The organism is Glutamicibacter sp. MNS18 (assembly GCF_026107515.2).
In the GTDB taxonomy this organism is placed as follows: domain Bacteria; phylum Actinomycetota; class Actinomycetes; order Actinomycetales; family Micrococcaceae; genus Glutamicibacter.
The window spans coordinates 1-15,453 of the sequence record NZ_JAPCHW010000003.1 but is presented as its reverse complement, the minus strand read 5'-3'; the positions used below and the strand labels follow the sequence as shown (position 1 = coordinate 15,453).

The following is a 15,453-nucleotide window of genomic DNA, read 5'->3' as shown; positions in this document are numbered from 1 at the left end:
CTACTCGCGACCCAGGTCTCGGTGTGTGACGTTGACCCGCACGCTGGGAAGCTGCGCCAGCCGGCGGCCGAGCTCGATGGCCGTGGCCACCGAGCGGTGCTTGCCGCCGGTGCATCCCACGGCGATGGTCGCGTAGTGCTTGTTCTCACGCCGGTAACCGTCGAACACCGGTTCCAGGGAGCGCAGGTAGTTGGTGATGAACTCCTCGGTTCCGGGGTGACCGAGCACGTAGTCGGAGACCTCCACATCGCGTCCGGTCTTGGGGCGCAGCTCCGGAACCCAATGCGGGTTGGGAATGAACCGCACATCGGCCACGTAGTTCGCATCGGTAGGCAATCCGTACTTGAAGCCGAAGCTCATCACATTCACCCGCAGGATCACCGGACCGGAATCGCTGAACAGCTCGTTGACCGAGCGGGCCAGGTCGTGCACGGACATCTCCGAGGAGTCCAGGATCACCTCGGCGGCCTCGCGCAAGAGCGCGGTGACATCACGTTCGCGTTTGATGCCGTCCACGATCCGCCCGTCACCCTGCAACGGGTGGGGCCGCCGGCCCTGCTCGAAGCGACGGACCAGCACATCATCCTGGGCGTCGAGGTAGAACAGCCGGTATCCCACTCCCCCGGCGGTCAGCGCCGTCAGGGCCTCGCGGATCTCGGGGAACAGGTCCTTGGAGCGAACGTCCATGACCACGGCAAGCTTGGGCAGCCCGCCTTGCGAACGGCTCATCAGTTCGGTGAGCATGCCCAGCATGGATGGCGGTAGGTTCTCCACCACATACCAGCCCAGGTCTTCCAGGGCATGGGCCACGGTGGTTCGACCCGCACCGGACATCCCGGTGACAATCACCAGCTCGGATTCGGGAGGCTTTACTGTCTCATACTCGACCGTCATGTGGTTAAGGCTAGTCCAGAATTTCCCCGGTCGTCATGTTGACCGCACCTGATGACGCACCTTCCAAGGAATCTTTGATGGTGCGGGCCAGTTTCTCGCCCACGCCCTTGACCTGCATCAGCTCGTCGAGGCTGGCCGCACGGATCTTCTTCATCGACCCGAAGTGCTTGCGCAGGGCCTCCTGTTTGGCCTTACCCAGCCCCGGGATCTTGTCCAGCTCGGATTCGATCATCGACTTGGACCGTTTTGAGCGGTGGAAGGTGATGGCAAAACGGTGCGCCTCATCGCGAAGTCGCTGCACCAGGTAGAGCGCGGCCGAGGCACGCGGGAGAATCACCGGGAACGGGTCCTCCGGAAGCCATAGTTCCTCCAGGCGCTTGGCGAGCCCGACCACCGGGATATCGTCAATGCCCAGGTCGTCCAGGGCCCGTTGCGCGGCAGCCACCTGCGGGGGCCCGCCATCAACGATCACCAGCGAGGGCGGATAGGCGAATTTCTTCACCTCGGTCTCGGAACCTTCCACGGCACCGCTGACAAAGGTCTTGGCATCCACCTTGTCCTTCAGGTACCGCGTGAAGCGGCGATGGATCACGTCGTACATGCTCGCGGTATCGTCGCGTGCGGCATCCCCGGTGATCGAGAACTTACGGTAATCGCTTTTCTTCGGAAGCCCATCCTCGAAAACCACCATCGATGCCACCACGTTGGTGCCCTGGGTGTGCGAAGCGTCGTAGCATTCAATGCGCAGCAGCGCCTCATCGGCGCCCAGCGCCTCCTGCAACTCCTGCAGGGCTGCCGACCGGGTGGAGATGTCCCCTGCACGCCTGGATTTGTGCAGCCGCAATGACTGCTCGGCATTCTCCACCACGGTCTCGGCCAGGGCGGCCTTGTCACCGCGTTGCGGGATGCGCAGGGACACCCTGGAGCCGCGGAGCTCCGAGAGCCAGGTGGTCACGTCGTTGATGTCCACCGGTAGCACCGGCACCAGGATCTCACGCGGGATCCGGTCCGGGTGTTCGGCATAAACCTGCGTCAGCAGGTGTTCCACGAATTCCTCGGGGGTGGTGTCGGCGACCTTCTCCACCACCCAGCCGCGCTGCGAACGGATCCTGCCGTCCCGGACATGGAATACCTGGACGGCCGCTTCCAACTCGTCCTCGTGGATGCCGAAGATATCGGCCTCGGTATTTTCGGCCAGCACCACGGCGTTGCGTTCGAAGACGCGTTTGAGCGCGGCGATGTCATCGCGGTATCTGGCGGCCTGCTCGTACTCCAATTCGGCGACCGCTTCGGCCATCTTCACTTCGAGTTGCTTGACGAACCGGGTGGCTTCGCCCCCCATGAACGTGCACAGGTCCTCGGCGAGTTTGCGGTGCTCTTCCTCGCTGACCCGGCCCACGCACGGTGCCGCACACTTGTCGATATACCCCAGCAGGCAGGGACGACCAGAGGCCTGGGCGCGGTTGAACACCCCCGGTGAGCAGCTGCGCACCGGAAAGACGCGCAGTAGCGTATCCAGGGTTTCACGGATGGCCTTGGCCGGATAGAACGGTCCGAAGTACTTGATGCCCTTGCGCCGGTCCCCGCGCATCACCAGGGCCCTGGGGTACTTCTCGTTCAGCGTGACGGCCAGGTAGGGGTAGGATTTGTCGTCGCGGAAGACGATGTTGAACCGGGGGTTGTATTCCTTGATCCAGGTGTACTCGAGCTGCAACGCCTCGAGCTCGGTGGCGACCACGGTCCACTCCACGCTGGCCGCGGTGAAGACCATGGCGTGGGTCTTGGCGGTCAACCGTGCGGGGTTGACGAAGTAGGAAGACAGCCGGTTGCGCAGCACCCGGGCCTTGCCGACGTAAATGACCCGCCCGTGCTCATCCCTGAACCGGTACACTCCCGGTTTGGTGGGGATGTCCGAGGTTTTCGGGCGGTAGTTGGCCGGATCCGCCATGGCTACTTCGCGTCCGGTGGCAACTGGTTATATGACTCCACGCGCTCCTGGCCGCTCAGTTCTGCGATGGCATCCACGATCCGGTCGGTGGCCTTGCGGCGTTCGGGCAGTGGATGTTTGCGTCCCATCTGCTCGAAATACAAGGGTTCACCGTAGCTGATGGAGAACCTGGTCGGGCGGATACCCTTCTTGCCGGCAGGCTGCAGCTTCTCGGTGCCGACCAGTCCGACGGGAACCACCGGTGCACCGGTGGTCAGTGCCAGCCAGCCCACTCCGGTTCGGCCACGGTAGAGCTTTCCGTCCCGTGAACGGGTCCCCTCCGGATAGATTCCGATGCCACTTCCGGAGTCCAGGACGTCAACCAGCGAGTCCAGGGCAGCCACGCTGGCGGCCTGTTCGCCGCGCTGTACCGGGATGGAACCCACCGACTCGAAGAAGTTCTTCATGACCTTGCCCTTCACCCCCGGGGTGGTGAAGTACTCGGCCTTGGCAAAAAACGCCACATCGCGGGGTGTCAACGCCTGGATGATGATGGAGTCCAGGAAGGACAGGTGGTTGGAAGCAACAATGAACGAACCGTCCTTGGGCACATTCTGCAGTCCTGAGATCTCCGGACGGCACATCGTGTGCAACCCCACACGGATGGACGACCGGGTCATCGTGTACAGGCTCATGACTTGGTGCCTTCCTGGGTTTCAACTTGCCTTCTTGCGGCCGCTTCCTCGGGGGCCAGGAGCAGCGCCGCCAATTCGGCGGTGTCATTGACGACGAAATCCGCGTCGTCCAGCTCGTCCCCCTGGGCGAATCCCCACCGCACGCCGATACTGCGCAAACGATTATCGCGCGCAGCATCCAAGTCATAATAGCGGTCTCCCACCACAACACTGGAATCCTGATCAAGCCGCGCATGGTCCAGGGCAGCGGCGACGATATGTGCCTTGCTTGATCCGTGGGCCCCGGCTTCGCCGGCATTTCCGTGGATCGCGTCGAAGGCGCCGTCCAATTGCTGTATTTCCAGCAACTGACGCGCGATGGGTTCAGGCTTCGCCGTGGTGACGGCCAAATACATGCCCGATTCACGCAAGCGGGCCAGCAGCTGGACGATGCCCGGGTAGATCCGCGACCGCGCCATACCCTGCTCGGCGTACTGCTTGCGGTAGGCGGTGATGATCCGCTCGATATTACTGTCGTCGACACCGTCCAGGGTACGCAACCCGACTTGCAGGGGCGGACCGACCAAAGCGGCGACTCGTTCCTCGCCCGGATCCGGCAGGCCATGGGCCGTCAGGGCGAATCGGATACCGGAAGTAATGGCCCCGGCAGGGTCCACCAGGGTCCCATCCAGGTCGAAAAGCACATTTGAAACCGACAACATCACCTAGCAATTCTCGCATGAGTTGGGGGTGAACAGTGCCATCCATGCATGGCAGGGAATATACGGTGCCTGTTGACGACACAAAGCCGTTAAAGGGTGAAGCCGACCCGGGGTGCGTCCGGGTCGGCTTCACGGTACTATCCCAGGGTCTCGGCCAGAAACCGGCCGGTATGCGATTCGCAGACCTTGGCCACGGCTTCCGGAGTGCCGGTTGCCAGGATGGTTCCTCCACCGGAGCCGCCTTCCGGGCCCAGGTCGATCACGTAGTCCGCCGACTTGATGACATCGAGGTTGTGCTCGATGGTCAGCACGGTATTGCCCTTCTCGACCAGCCCCTGCAACACCTTCAGGAGTTTGCGGATATCCTCGAAATGCAGGCCCGTGGTCGGTTCGTCCAGCACGTAGATCGACCGGCCATTGGAGCGTTTCTGCAGTTCCGCGGCCAGCTTCACGCGCTGCGCCTCACCACCGGACAACGTGGTGGCCGGCTGTCCCAGGCGCACATACCCCAGTCCCACATCCACCAGGGTGTTCAGGTGGCGGGCGATCGGGGTGAACGCGGCGAAGAACTCGGCGGCCTCGCTGATCGGCATATCCAGCACATCGGCGATGTTCTTGCCCTTGTAGAGCACCTGCAGGGTTTCACGGTTGTAACGGGCCCCGTGGCAGACCTCGCACGGCACGTACACATCCGGCAGGAAGTTCATCTCGATCTTCAAGGTGCCATCGCCCGAGCAGGACTCGCAGCGCCCGCCCTTGACGTTGAACGAAAAGCGACCGGGCAGGTAACCGCGCAACTTCGCCTCATTGGTCTCGGCAAAGAGCTTGCGGATGTGGTCGAAGACTCCGGTATAGGTGGCCGGATTGGAACGCGGGGTGCGGCCAATCGGCGACTGGTCCACGTGCACCACCTTGTCCAGGTGTTCCAGTCCATGCACCCGGGTGTGCCGTCCGGGCACCTGCTTGGCTCCGTTGAGCTTGTTCGCCAACACCTTGTACAGGATGTCGTTGACCAGCGTGGACTTGCCGGACCCGGAGACGCCGGTGACCGCGGTGAAAACCCCAAGCGGGAAATCGACAGACACGTCCTGCAGGTTGTTCTCCTTGGCACCCACGATCTTGAGCATGCGCTTCTTATCGACCTTGCGGCGCGTGCCAGGGATCTCGATCCGCTTGCGTCCAGCGAGGTAGTCGCCGGTCAGCGAGAGTTCGTTGTCCTTCAGTCCCTCCAGCGAACCGGAATGCACCACCATCCCGCCGTGCTCCCCGGCTCCCGGTCCGATGTCCACGATCCAGTCGGCCTCGGCGATGGTGTCCTCGTCGTGTTCCACCACGATCAGGGTATTGCCCAGCGAACGCAGCCGGATCAGGGTATCGATCAGCCGGCGGTTGTCCCGCTGGTGCAAGCCGATGGACGGCTCATCCAGAACGTAGAGCACGCCAACGAGCCCGGAACCGATCTGAGTGGCCAGCCGGATACGCTGCGCCTCACCACCGGAAAGGGTCCCCGCTGCACGTTCCAGGGTCAGGTACTCCAGCCCCACATCCAGCAGGAAGCGCATACGCGCCCCGATTTCCTTGAGCACCTGGGCGGCGATCTGCGCCTCACGGGGTGACATCTCGATACCCGCCATGAATTCCGCGGCGCTGCGCAGGTCCATGGCCGAGACCTCGGCGATGGACCTGCCGCCCACCAACACGGACAGCGAGGCCGGGTTCAGCCGGGCCCCGGAACAGGTCGGGCAGGGGATCTGGCGCATGTATTGCTCGTAGCGGTCCCGGGCGTGATCGGATTCGGTCTCCTGGTGCTTGCGGTGCACATAGGAGATGACGCCTTCGAAGCCGGTGGAGTACTTGCGTTCGCGGCCGAACCGGTTCTTGTACTGGACCACCACCTTGTGGTCCTTGCCGTTGAGGATCGAGTTGCGGGCCTTGGCCGGCAGGTCCTTCCAGCGGGTGTCCATGCTGAAACCCAGCTCGTTACCCAGACCCTCAATCAACCGGTTCCAGTATTCTGTGGTGGCCTTGCCCAAAGACCAGGGGGCGATGGCCCCGTCGGCAAGCTTCACCTCGTCATCGGGGACGATCAGCGACTCGTCGACCTCCAGCTTGGTGCCGATGCCGCTACAGGCGGCGCAGGCGCCAAAGGGGTTGTTGAACGAGAAGGTGCGCGGTTCGACCTCGTCGATGGCCAGCGGGTGCTCGTTCGGGCAGGCCAGGTTCTCCGAGAACGCCCGGATGCGTTGCGGATCCCCGGATTCCAGGTCGACGAAGTCGATCAGTACCCGCCCCTCGGCCAGGTTCAGCGCGGTCTCGACCGAGTCGGTCAGCCGCTGGCGCACGCTGTCGTTGATCGCCAGCCGGTCAACGACGACCTCGATGGTGTGCTTGTACTGCTTGGCCAGCTTGGGCGGATCGGTCAGCTGGATGGTTTCGCCATCCACCCGGGCACGGGCGAAACCCTTGGCCGTCAGCTCCGCGAACAGGTCAACGAACTCGCCCTTGCGGGCGCGGACCACCGGGGCCAGCACCTGGAAGCGGGTCTTGGCCGGAAGTTCCAGCAGCTGGTCGACGATCTGCTGCGGGCTCTGCTTGGAGATCGGCTCCCCGCATTCGGGACAATGCGGGTGCCCGATCCGCGCCCACAGCAGGCGCATGTAGTCGTAGACCTCGGTGATGGTGCCCACGGTGGATCGCGGGTTGCGGCTGGTCGACTTCTGGTCGATGGAGACCGCCGGGGAGAGCCCCTCGATGAAGTCCACATCCGGCTTGTCGACCTGGCCCAGGAACATGCGCGCATACGCCGAGAGCGACTCCACGTAGCGGCGTTGCCCCTCGGCGAAGATCGTATCGAACGCCAACGAGGACTTGCCGGAGCCGGACAGCCCGGTGAAGACGATCATCGCATCACGCGGCAGATCGAGGTCGACATTCTTCAGGTTGTGCTCACGCGCACCCTTGACGACCAATCGTGATAAATCGAGGGAAGTTGTCTCTGCAGTAATAGCCACCAGCCCATACTAATCGAAAACTGATTCGAATAAGAGTGCCCCGGGGCACATCCCCGGGTGAGTTTCACCGCGCCTGGGCATCACGGCGAGCGCGGCGGCATCGCTGGTTCCCGGTTCGGCGCCGGCATGCGGTAGACGAGCAGTCCTTCCGTTCCGGCGAGCGCCACATGTGGCTGGTCTCCGTACCCGGCGCGCAGGAACTCACGGTACACCGGTACGCTGTCCACCGGCTCCATGGTTTCCCGGTCGCAGGGTTGGATTGCTGCCGGGAGGGTGATGTGCCGCCCCTGCTCGTCGTGCGGATCGTCGAATTCGAAAACCTCGCGTTCCACCGAGCAGAGCACGGTGGGTTCGTAGACCTCCGCGGGCTGTTTCAGGGTGCCGCTGGCGATCTCGATGGCCCGCCACCCGTCCTGCATTGGCAGATAGGCGTGGTCGTTATCCGAGACGATACGCCGCTGCCCCGCCATCAGTTCGCGGAAGCGTTCCAGCGGGGGCATCGGGTGGCTCCATAATTCCTTGCCGGTCCAGGTGTCGATGGCCATGGCGCGCCATGCAAGACCGGTGATGTTCTGCTCCCGGGTGCCCCCGCTGGCCTCGGCCACGGTTCCCAGTGCACTGTCGAACTGGCACAGCACCATGCTCCGGCGCCCGTCGAGCACCCAGTCCGAGATCGCCCCGCCGCACTCCGGGTGGCCACCGGGCAACCGCCACAATACGTCCCCGGTGTCCTCGCCGAGTCCGACGGTCATGAAGTCCTTGGACCAGTCAAGCAGGTAGGTGCTCTCGCTGCGGACGGCATGGGAACGGGAGCCGGCCCCGATGAGGGTGCGTTCCGGGTCCGCCGTTCCCTGCCATTGCCACCCGGAGTCCGTGGAGTACCGCGAATCGAAGACCTCCTCGTAGGGATGTTGCCACTGGATACTCCCGTCCTTGGCGAAGACCAGTAGTTCCTCCCCCGGTCCGCGCTCCCCCGTGGAGGACAAGCCCGGCCCCACGATGCGCGAACCTTCGGGTCTGGGGGTGCCCAGCTCCGAAGGGTCGAGCCTATCCCAACGGCCGGTGTCCCAGTCCAGTTGCAGATCCCGCCAGGTGTGCTCCTCGAAGCTGGGGTTGTTGATGCCGTCCAGGCACCAGCTCCCGTCACAGGAGCTGGGGCGACTGCCCCAGTAGTCCTCGCCCCATGAGGTGATGGCGTGGCCGGTGAGCGCGTTGATGACCACGACACCGGTGCCTTCGCTGCCTACCGGTTCCAGGAAGGCAAGGGTCGGGGCGTCGTTGTGGGTGACTGTTTCCAGCTGCAACCGGACTCCGGTGGGGTCCGCCCCCGTCCTGGCCTCACGTTGCCAGCGTTCTTCACCGGTTTCCAGTTCACGGGCCAGCAGCCGGAGCGTTCCACGGTCATGGACATAGGCGAGCACCAGCTCGTCGACGATCAACGCATCGCTGGACAGCTCCTCTGTGGACTGCCAGAGCAGGGTGGCCGGGGTACTGCCCAGTTGCTCGGCGGCGATCCGGTGTTCCTCCGCTTCAACCCGTTCGGTATCCGCAGCGGAGACGCAGGCTGCAAGCGACAACGCCGCTCCCACGGACAGGGCCAGGTATTTTCGTGAGCTGGATGGTTGACGGGCGGCCATGGTGTTCCCCCTCGGCATGTTGGACCAGTGGGCTCATCCTAGGTCCGGGGGAAAATTCCTGCTGCGCTTATCCACAGCCGGTAGATCGTGGCCGCTACCGGGGCAGGGAGCTGAAGGCGGCGCGCAGGTATTGCACGGCCTTGTCCTCGTCGACGTTCCAGATCTGGCAGATCCGGGCCAGGTCGGCGGCGGCGTCGCTGACTTCCTGGACTCCCTTGTTGCTGCTGGCTTGCACGATCGTGCCGTGGCGTCCCCGGGTGACCACCGCTCCCTGGGCTTCGAGTTCCTTGTACACCTTGGCCACGGTGTTGGTGGCCAGGGAAAGGGTTTCGGCCAGAGCCCGCACCGAGGGCAGTTTGGTGCCCGGGGCGAGTTGCCCTGCGGCGATTGCGCCCAGGATCTGTTCCCGGACCTGCTGGTACGGTGCGGTCGAGGCTTCGGAGTCAATCGTGATGAAGTCCAGGCTGTCCATGGCACGTCCCTTTCCGTCGGTGGATCTGCGGCGAATATTTCGAGCCTATCGCCTCGGGCGTGCTCTGGGTCTTAGGCTGGACGTATGACTGAGCTAAACCTTCACGATGTGGTGCTTCGCCACATCAGCGTGTCCGACATGTCCAATAACGTGTACCTGCTGACCGAGAAAGCCAGTGGAAAGCAGCTGCTGGTCGACGCGGCCGACGACTGGCCTGCCATTGCCGGAATGATCGAGTCCGCGGCGGGTGACGGACCTGACCCCGAGATCGTGGCCATCGCCACCACCCACCAGCATTGGGACCATGTCCGGGCCCTGGGCCAGGCCCATGAGGCGTACCCGGTACCCACCTACGCCGGGGCCGAGGACGCGGCCGAGATCGAGAAGCAGTCCGGGGTGGCAACTACGCACCCGGTGAAACACGGTGACCGGCTGCCCCTGGGCGATGTGGTCATCGAGTGCGTGCACCTTCGCGGCCACACCCCGGGGTCGATCGCCTATGTGGTGAAGGATTCCTCCGGCCAGGTGGTGATCCTCAGCGGTGATTCGCTGTTCCCAGGCGGTGTGGGGAATACCTGGAAGGATCCGCAGCGCTTCATGTCGCTGTTCGCCGATGTCAGCGAAAGGCTGTTCGGCAAGTACCCGGACGAGGCGTTGGTCTACCCGGGTCACGGCAGCACCACGACCCTGGGTACCGAGCGCCCGCATCTGGCCGAATGGCAGGAACGCGGCTGGTAACCGGGTCCCGGTGACGGGCTGGGCCAACTGCCGGTGCCCGTGTCACCCGGAGCGGGGGAAGTCCTGGATGTACAACAGCATCCGCTGGTCGCTACCCGGTTCGCTATTGCGGAAGCCGTGTCGAACATAGAAACGCCGGGTATCGATGTCCTCTTCATCCACGTTGATATGCATTTCCTCCCCGCCCCGGGCAAGCAATTCGCTGATCGCCAGGCGTAGCAGTGCGGTGCCCAACCCCGTCCCACGTTTGACGGGTTTGATATAGAGCTCGTCCAGCACACCCAGTGGCCCATCCGAATAAATGGTGGGCCGCAACGTGATGATCCCCATGCCGGCCGGGTCCGCCTGCGCCCCGATGGCTACGCCAAAGCACTGGTTCCCGGCCAGCATGCGGGACAGACGGGATTGCAGCAGCCGCCGATCCGGGCAGGGGGAATCGAACTCGGTGTTGAATGCGAACTGCAGTTCGGCCAGCACTTGGGCATGTGGTGGCCCTGCAAGCCATGGCACCAGCGCACCCATGGTTCCCACCTCGCAGCAATCAGCCCAGCTTCTGTCCGACCATGAAGATGCGGCGGAACGGGAAATTGGTCAGTGTAGCCCCGCCGGCAACGTCGATGCCCTGGTACTTGTCGGCGACAGCCTGGCGGTAGTCATCCTCGAATTCCAGGTAGTCTGCCTCGCTGAGCACGTCCTTGACCGGCAGCAGCGCGGTGCCGCGCACCCACTGCAGGATCGGGTCCTCACCGGCCACCAGCTGGTGGTAGGTGGTCTCCCAGACATCGGCGGTGTATCCGGCATCAATCAGCAGACGTTGGTAGTCGGCGGGATCACCCACCGCCTCATTGTGGCGCAGCACCCCACCAAGCTTTCCGGACCACTTCTGGCTGTCGGCCACTTCCCGCATCACCGTGTGCGAGGGTGAGGAGAAATTCCCGGGCACCTGGATGGCGACCGCGGCCTCGGTGTCCATCTGCCCCAGCCACCGGCTCAATAGCTGCTGGTGTCCGGGGATCCACTGCAGCATGGCGTTGGAGAAGATCATGTCGATGGTGTCATCGGCCTGCCAGCTGGTGGCATCGGCCAATTCGAAGCGCAGGTTCGGCAGATTGATCTGGGCGTTGGCCGAGTCGATCATGGTTTGCGAGGAATCGAGGCCAAGGACCAAGGCTTCGGGCCACCGTTCGGCCAGCCGTTTGGTCATGTTTCCCGGTCCACACCCCAAGTCCACGATTTTCTTGGGAGCAAGATGGTCAACGCGCGCCATCAGGTCCAGATACGGGCGTCCGCGGTGATCGGCGAACTCGGTGTACTTGCTTGGATCCCACTTCATGGTTCAAGTTTAATGCCGCACGGCGCACCACGCCTAGAGCAGGTTCATAGTTCGCAACCGATAAGCTGGAATTATCATGATGCTCACTGACTTGCTTCCGGCCGATCCTTCCAACGTTTCCGATGAAGAAATCTACGAGGCCTTCGGCCGCTGGGTGACCGAACGCGGCATAAACCTGTACCCGGCCCAGGACGAGGCCTCGTTGAATCTGGTGGCCGGCAACAACGTCATCCTGGCCACCCCCACCGGGTCGGGCAAGTCGTTGGTCGCGGTTGCGGCGCATTTCTACGCCATGTGCCGGGACCAGGTCAGCTTCTATACGGCACCGATCAAGGCGCTGGTCTCGGAGAAGTTCTTCGATCTGTGCAAGATCTTCGGCGCCGAGAATGTCGGGATGGTCACCGGGGATTCCTCGGTGAACGCCGATGCCCCGATCATCTGCTGTACCGCGGAGATCCTGGCCAACATCGCGCTGCGAGAGGGATCCAAGGCCGATGTGAACACCGTGGTGATGGATGAGTTCCATTTCTATGCCGATCCGCAGCGCGGCTGGGCCTGGCAGGTCCCGTTGATCGAGTTGCCGCAGGCGCAGTTCCTGCTCATGAGCGCTACCCTGGGGGATGTCACCCGCTTCGAGGAGGAGCTCACCGGGCGCACCGGGCGGGAGACCGCTACGGTGGCGCACACCGAACGCCCGATCCCGCTGCACTTCTACTACTCCATGGAGCCGGTGCAGGAGGCCGTGGACGAGCTGATCCGCACCAGCCAGACCCCGATCTACATCGTGCATTTCTCCCAGCTGGACGCGATCGACCGGGCCACCGGGCTGATGAGTATCAATGTGGCCACCCGCGAGGAGAAGGAGAAGATCAGTGAGCTGATCGGCGGGTTCCGTTTCGCCGCCGGCTTCGGCAAGACCCTGAACCGGCTGGTCCGCCACGGCATCGGGGTGCACCATGCCGGGATGCTGCCCAAGTACCGGCGGCTGGTCGAGCAGTTGGCGCAGGCCGGGCTGCTGAAGGTCATCTGCGGCACCGATACCCTGGGGGTGGGCATCAATGTGCCCATCCGCACCGTGGTGATCACCGCACTGTCCAAGTTCGACGGCACCCGCACCCGGATCCTCAACGCCCGCGAGTTCCACCAGATCGCCGGCCGGGCCGGCCGGGCCGGATTCGATACCGCCGGCACCGTACTGGTCCAGGCCCCGGAACACGCGATCGAGAATGCCAAGGCCATGGAAAAGGCCGTGAAGAAGCACGGCGAGGGTTCATCCAAGCTGCGCCAGATCCCCAAGAAGAAGCCGCCACAGGGTTTCGTGACCTGGGGAGAGAAGACCTTCGAGAAAATCGTGGACGCCGCTCCGGAGACCCTGAAGTCCTCCTTCCAGGTCTCCCACTCGATGGTCCTGAACCTGCTGGAGCGCGAGGAAAACACCTTTGAGACGATCAGCCGGTTGCTGAACCAGAACCATGAGACCCCGTCCGCGCAGCGCAAGTTGAAGCTGCGGGTGCTGGGGATCCTGCGTGAGCTGCTGGCCACCGGAGTGGTGGTGCGCAATAAGGAACCGGACCAGTACGGCAACCACTACGCGTTGACCGTGCATCTGCAGCAGAACTTCGCGCTGAACCAGCCTCTGTCCCCGTTCGCCCTGGCCGCCCTGGAACTGTTCGAACCGGAATCGGCCAGCTATGCGCTGGATGTGGTCTCGGTGATCGAGGCGACCCTGGAAAAGCCCCGCCAGGTACTCTCCGCCCAGGAGAAGAAGGCCCGGGGCGAGGCCGTGGCGCAGATGAAGGCCGACGGTATCGAGTACGACCAGCGGATGAACATCCTGGACACCATCAGCTATCCGCAGCCGCTGGCCGAACGGCTGGAGTCCGCCTTCGAGCAGTACCGCCAGGGCGCCCCGTGGCTCGCCGACTTCGAGCTCGCCCCGAAGTCGGTGGTGCGCGACATGTACGAACGCGCCATGGGTTTCAGCGACTTCGTGCAGTACTACCAGCTGGCCCGTTCCGAGGGCGTGTTGCTGCGCTATCTCACCGATGCCTACAAGGCGTTGCGCCAGACCGTGCCGCAGGATTCGCTGCGTGAGGACCTGGTTGACCTGATTGAGTGGCTGGGCGAGATGATCCGCCAGATCGACTCCTCGCTGCTGGACGAATGGGAGGAGCTCTCCCGCGGGGAACTGCACGAGGACACCGAGATCACCCCGCCGGCCCCGGAGAAGCTGACCAGCAATGCGCGGGCATTCCGCGTGATGGTGCGCAACGAGATGTTCCGCCGGGTCAAGCTCTTCGCCGACGAACAAGACCGGGCTCTGGGCGAACTGGACGGGCACAACGGTTTCGATGCCGATGCCTGGGCCACGGTCATGGACGATTATTTCGAGGAACACGAGGATATCGACGACGGCCCCACCGCACGCAGTACCAAGCTGTTCATCGTGCAGGAGAAGCCCGGCCGGATCTGGGAGGTCCGCCAGATCTTCGCCGACCCCGAGGAGAACCACGACTGGGGTATCAACGCCACCATCTCGCTGGATGACTCCGACGAAGCCGGGTTCCCGGTGGTGACGGTGACCGCTGTGGGGCGGCTGGACTAGGCACCCTGGGGCCGGCTACCGGGGCACCGCCGCGCAGGTTCTGATGGCCAGCAGCCACAGCTGCACGGTGATGTCCTGGCCCTGGCGGAATCGCTCGCGTAACCCGATTACGGTATCGAGGATTTCCTCCAGGTCGCTGCGCAGGGCCGGGGCGGTAGCCCGGTATTCGTCAACCAGCTGCTGCGCGAGCTGGAACAGCATCCACTCCGCGGTGATCCTGTCGGGTACCTCGAGATCCAGCAGGTCCATGGTGACACTGCAGGTTCTGCTGGCCGTATCGGCGGACAGGAATCCTGCGTGACCGGCGGGATTCCCGAACCGGTCGAGCAACGCTTCGGCGTACTCGTCGGCCGTTCGTCCCTGTTGGGCGGCGGACCTGCCCAGCGGCCCCGCCAGGTCATCAACGCTGGTTCCCATGGTCCTGGCCAGTTCGTCCAATGAAGTTGTCCCCCGGACGGAACAGCCCGCAAATGCCGGCATCAGGATGGAAGCTACTACCGCGGCGGCGATCGTCCCACGTACCGCCCGGCTTCTCCCAACGGGTGTTCGTTGGCCCCGCGGCCCGCTCATGCCGGCCGCCCCTGGTCATCGGTCCTGAAGGACTGCGTGGCGAACTTATTCAGGAAACCGACCAATTGCCCATCGGGTTTCGCCACGATCGTCGCCCCGTCCTGCCAGATCCAGTTCTCCTCATCAAAGCCTCCCCCGATGGGGTCCCCCTGGTTCTGGTGGATGTTGTGCACTCCCAACCCGGTAGAGAAGGGCTCGCCGAAGACGTAGCAGCGGGTGCCCTGCTCGATCGTCCGTTCCAGTTCGGTGAGCGCCTGGATACCGGTCCCGCTGTTCCATGGTGGATTCCATCGCAGCCAGCGAAGCAACCGGCCAAGCGACCCGTCACAACGCACGGTGCGGACCAGCAACGGCGGATGCAGCACCCTGGACCGGATGTAGTCCAACGCACCGGTCGACTCCTCCGAGACCAGCGGGTGCCAGCCCCCAGGCCATGCCGCGATCCGCGCGAAGTCCCGCTCGCGGATTTTCACGCTTCTCCACTGGATCCCGTTGGGCATGTTTTTGGGGTCCACATCAATGGCGCACTTGTAGTGGCCGGCAGGGGACCGCACCACGAGGTTGCCATGATAGAAACGGCCGTAATTATCGGGCGGGTCCCGGTAGTAGTCATGCAGGGTGCCGACCAGCACCCCGTAACCGTGGCTCAGTGGCATGATCCCTCCCCACCGGATGTGGCGTGTCGGGTTCACCTTTTCCCCTCGGCGCCGACTCGACCGGTCAGCGAAGTATGGGCAATCCACCGTTACACCGGAGCCTGTCAGGAAGTTTGTGTAAGCCCCTAGTCACATCCGTTATTCAGGGCTTCTTAACACTCACTTCAAATACGGCTCGATGCGCTCCGGGTAGGCCATGGCCAGCTGCTGCAAC

The 15,453-nt window shown here is 63.7% G+C and carries 13 protein-coding genes; 2 read left to right on the top strand and 11 right to left on the bottom strand.

All coding sequences use genetic code 11. The features are described 5' to 3' along the window. The 7 genes from rapZ to OK351_RS03580 form a co-directional block, all read right to left on the bottom strand. A complete protein-coding gene (gene rapZ / locus OK351_RS03610; protein WP_265155992.1) occupies nt 1–894 on the bottom strand; it encodes an RNase adapter RapZ in 894 nt (297 codons plus the stop codon). A gap of 10 nt (nt 895–904) precedes the next feature. After that, nucleotides 905–2,842, bottom strand: a complete 1,938-nt coding sequence (uvrC, locus tag OK351_RS03605) for an excinuclease ABC subunit UvrC (RefSeq protein WP_265155991.1) — start codon at nt 2,840–2,842, stop codon at nt 905–907. Between the two features lie 2 nt (nt 2,843–2,844). Beyond that, nucleotides 2,845–3,516: a lysophospholipid acyltransferase family protein gene (locus OK351_RS03600; RefSeq protein WP_265155990.1), complete on the bottom strand. Its 672-nt coding sequence runs from the start codon at nt 3,514–3,516 to the stop codon at nt 2,845–2,847. After that, the gene (locus OK351_RS03595) at nt 3,513–4,217 is read right to left on the bottom strand and encodes an HAD hydrolase-like protein (RefSeq protein ID WP_265155989.1); all 705 of its coding nucleotides are present in this window, start codon (nt 4,215–4,217) and stop codon (nt 3,513–3,515) included. Before OK351_RS03595 ends, OK351_RS03600 begins: the two co-directional genes overlap by 4 nt. A 137-nt stretch (nt 4,218–4,354) precedes the next feature. Then, complete coding sequence (uvrA, locus tag OK351_RS03590; protein WP_265155988.1) at nt 4,355–7,228, bottom strand: excinuclease ABC subunit UvrA; 2,874 nt, start codon at nt 7,226–7,228, stop codon at nt 4,355–4,357. Between the two features lie 80 nt (nt 7,229–7,308). Beyond that, a complete protein-coding gene (locus OK351_RS03585) occupies nt 7,309–8,865 on the bottom strand; it encodes a hypothetical protein (RefSeq protein WP_265155987.1) in 1,557 nt (518 codons plus the stop codon). 94 nt (nt 8,866–8,959) lie between these two features. Next, entirely contained in the window at nt 8,960–9,337 is a 378-nt protein-coding gene (locus OK351_RS03580; RefSeq protein WP_265155986.1) for a GntR family transcriptional regulator, read from the bottom strand. An 84-nt stretch (nt 9,338–9,421) separates the two neighbouring features. On the opposite strand from OK351_RS03580, the gene OK351_RS03575 reads away from it, so the two are divergent. Beyond that, a complete protein-coding gene (locus OK351_RS03575) occupies nt 9,422–10,075 on the top strand; it encodes an MBL fold metallo-hydrolase (protein ID WP_265155985.1) in 654 nt (217 codons plus the stop codon). A 42-nt stretch (nt 10,076–10,117) separates the two neighbouring features. On the opposite strand, the gene OK351_RS03570 is transcribed toward OK351_RS03575, so the two are convergent. Next, nucleotides 10,118–10,597 (bottom strand): GNAT family N-acetyltransferase, encoded by a 480-nt coding sequence (locus OK351_RS03570; RefSeq protein ID WP_265155984.1) that lies wholly within the window; start codon nt 10,595–10,597, stop codon nt 10,118–10,120. A gap of 19 nt (nt 10,598–10,616) precedes the next feature. Next, nucleotides 10,617–11,408, bottom strand: coding sequence for a methyltransferase domain-containing protein (locus tag OK351_RS03565; RefSeq protein WP_265155983.1), 792 nt, complete (start codon nt 11,406–11,408; stop codon nt 10,617–10,619). A gap of 76 nt (nt 11,409–11,484) precedes the next feature. Between OK351_RS03565 and OK351_RS03560 the strand changes: the two genes are divergently transcribed. Further along, nucleotides 11,485–14,013: a DEAD/DEAH box helicase gene (locus tag OK351_RS03560; RefSeq protein WP_265155982.1), complete on the top strand. Its 2,529-nt coding sequence runs from the start codon at nt 11,485–11,487 to the stop codon at nt 14,011–14,013. 15 nt (nt 14,014–14,028) lie between these two features. On the opposite strand, the gene OK351_RS03555 is transcribed toward OK351_RS03560, so the two are convergent. Together OK351_RS03555 and OK351_RS03550 are read right to left on the bottom strand one after the other, a co-directional pair. After that, complete coding sequence (locus OK351_RS03555; protein WP_265155981.1) at nt 14,029–14,430, bottom strand: hypothetical protein; 402 nt, start codon at nt 14,428–14,430, stop codon at nt 14,029–14,031. 149 nt (nt 14,431–14,579) lie between these two features. Further along, nucleotides 14,580–15,239, bottom strand: coding sequence for a YukJ family protein (locus OK351_RS03550; RefSeq protein ID WP_265155980.1), 660 nt, complete (start codon nt 15,237–15,239; stop codon nt 14,580–14,582). Nucleotides 15,240–15,453: the final 214 nt, after the last annotated feature.

Bases quoted from the DNA above. Each gene is read 5' to 3' on its own strand.
- OK351_RS03585 (WP_265155987.1), bottom strand. From the start codon at position 8,865: ATGGCCGCCCGTCAACCATCCAGCTCACGAAAATACCTGGCCCTGTCC.
- OK351_RS03550 (WP_265155980.1), bottom strand. From the start codon at position 15,239: ATGCCACTGAGCCACGGTTACGGGGTGCTGGTCGGCACCCTGCATGAC.
- OK351_RS03560 (WP_265155982.1), top strand. From the start codon at position 11,485: ATGATGCTCACTGACTTGCTTCCGGCCGATCCTTCCAACGTTTCCGAT.
- OK351_RS03575 (WP_265155985.1), top strand. From the start codon at position 9,422: ATGACTGAGCTAAACCTTCACGATGTGGTGCTTCGCCACATCAGCGTG.
- OK351_RS03570 (WP_265155984.1), bottom strand. From the start codon at position 10,597: ATGGGTGCGCTGGTGCCATGGCTTGCAGGGCCACCACATGCCCAAGTG.
- rapZ (WP_265155992.1), bottom strand. From the start codon at position 894: ATGACGGTCGAGTATGAGACAGTAAAGCCTCCCGAATCCGAGCTGGTG.
- OK351_RS03580 (WP_265155986.1), bottom strand. From the start codon at position 9,337: ATGGACAGCCTGGACTTCATCACGATTGACTCCGAAGCCTCGACCGCA.
- uvrC (WP_265155991.1), bottom strand. From the start codon at position 2,842: ATGGCGGATCCGGCCAACTACCGCCCGAAAACCTCGGACATCCCCACC.
- OK351_RS03555 (WP_265155981.1), bottom strand. From the start codon at position 14,430: ATGGGAACCAGCGTTGATGACCTGGCGGGGCCGCTGGGCAGGTCCGCC.
- OK351_RS03565 (WP_265155983.1), bottom strand. From the start codon at position 11,408: ATGAAGTGGGATCCAAGCAAGTACACCGAGTTCGCCGATCACCGCGGA.
- OK351_RS03595 (WP_265155989.1), bottom strand. From the start codon at position 4,217: ATGTTGTCGGTTTCAAATGTGCTTTTCGACCTGGATGGGACCCTGGTG.
- OK351_RS03600 (WP_265155990.1), bottom strand. From the start codon at position 3,516: ATGAGCCTGTACACGATGACCCGGTCGTCCATCCGTGTGGGGTTGCAC.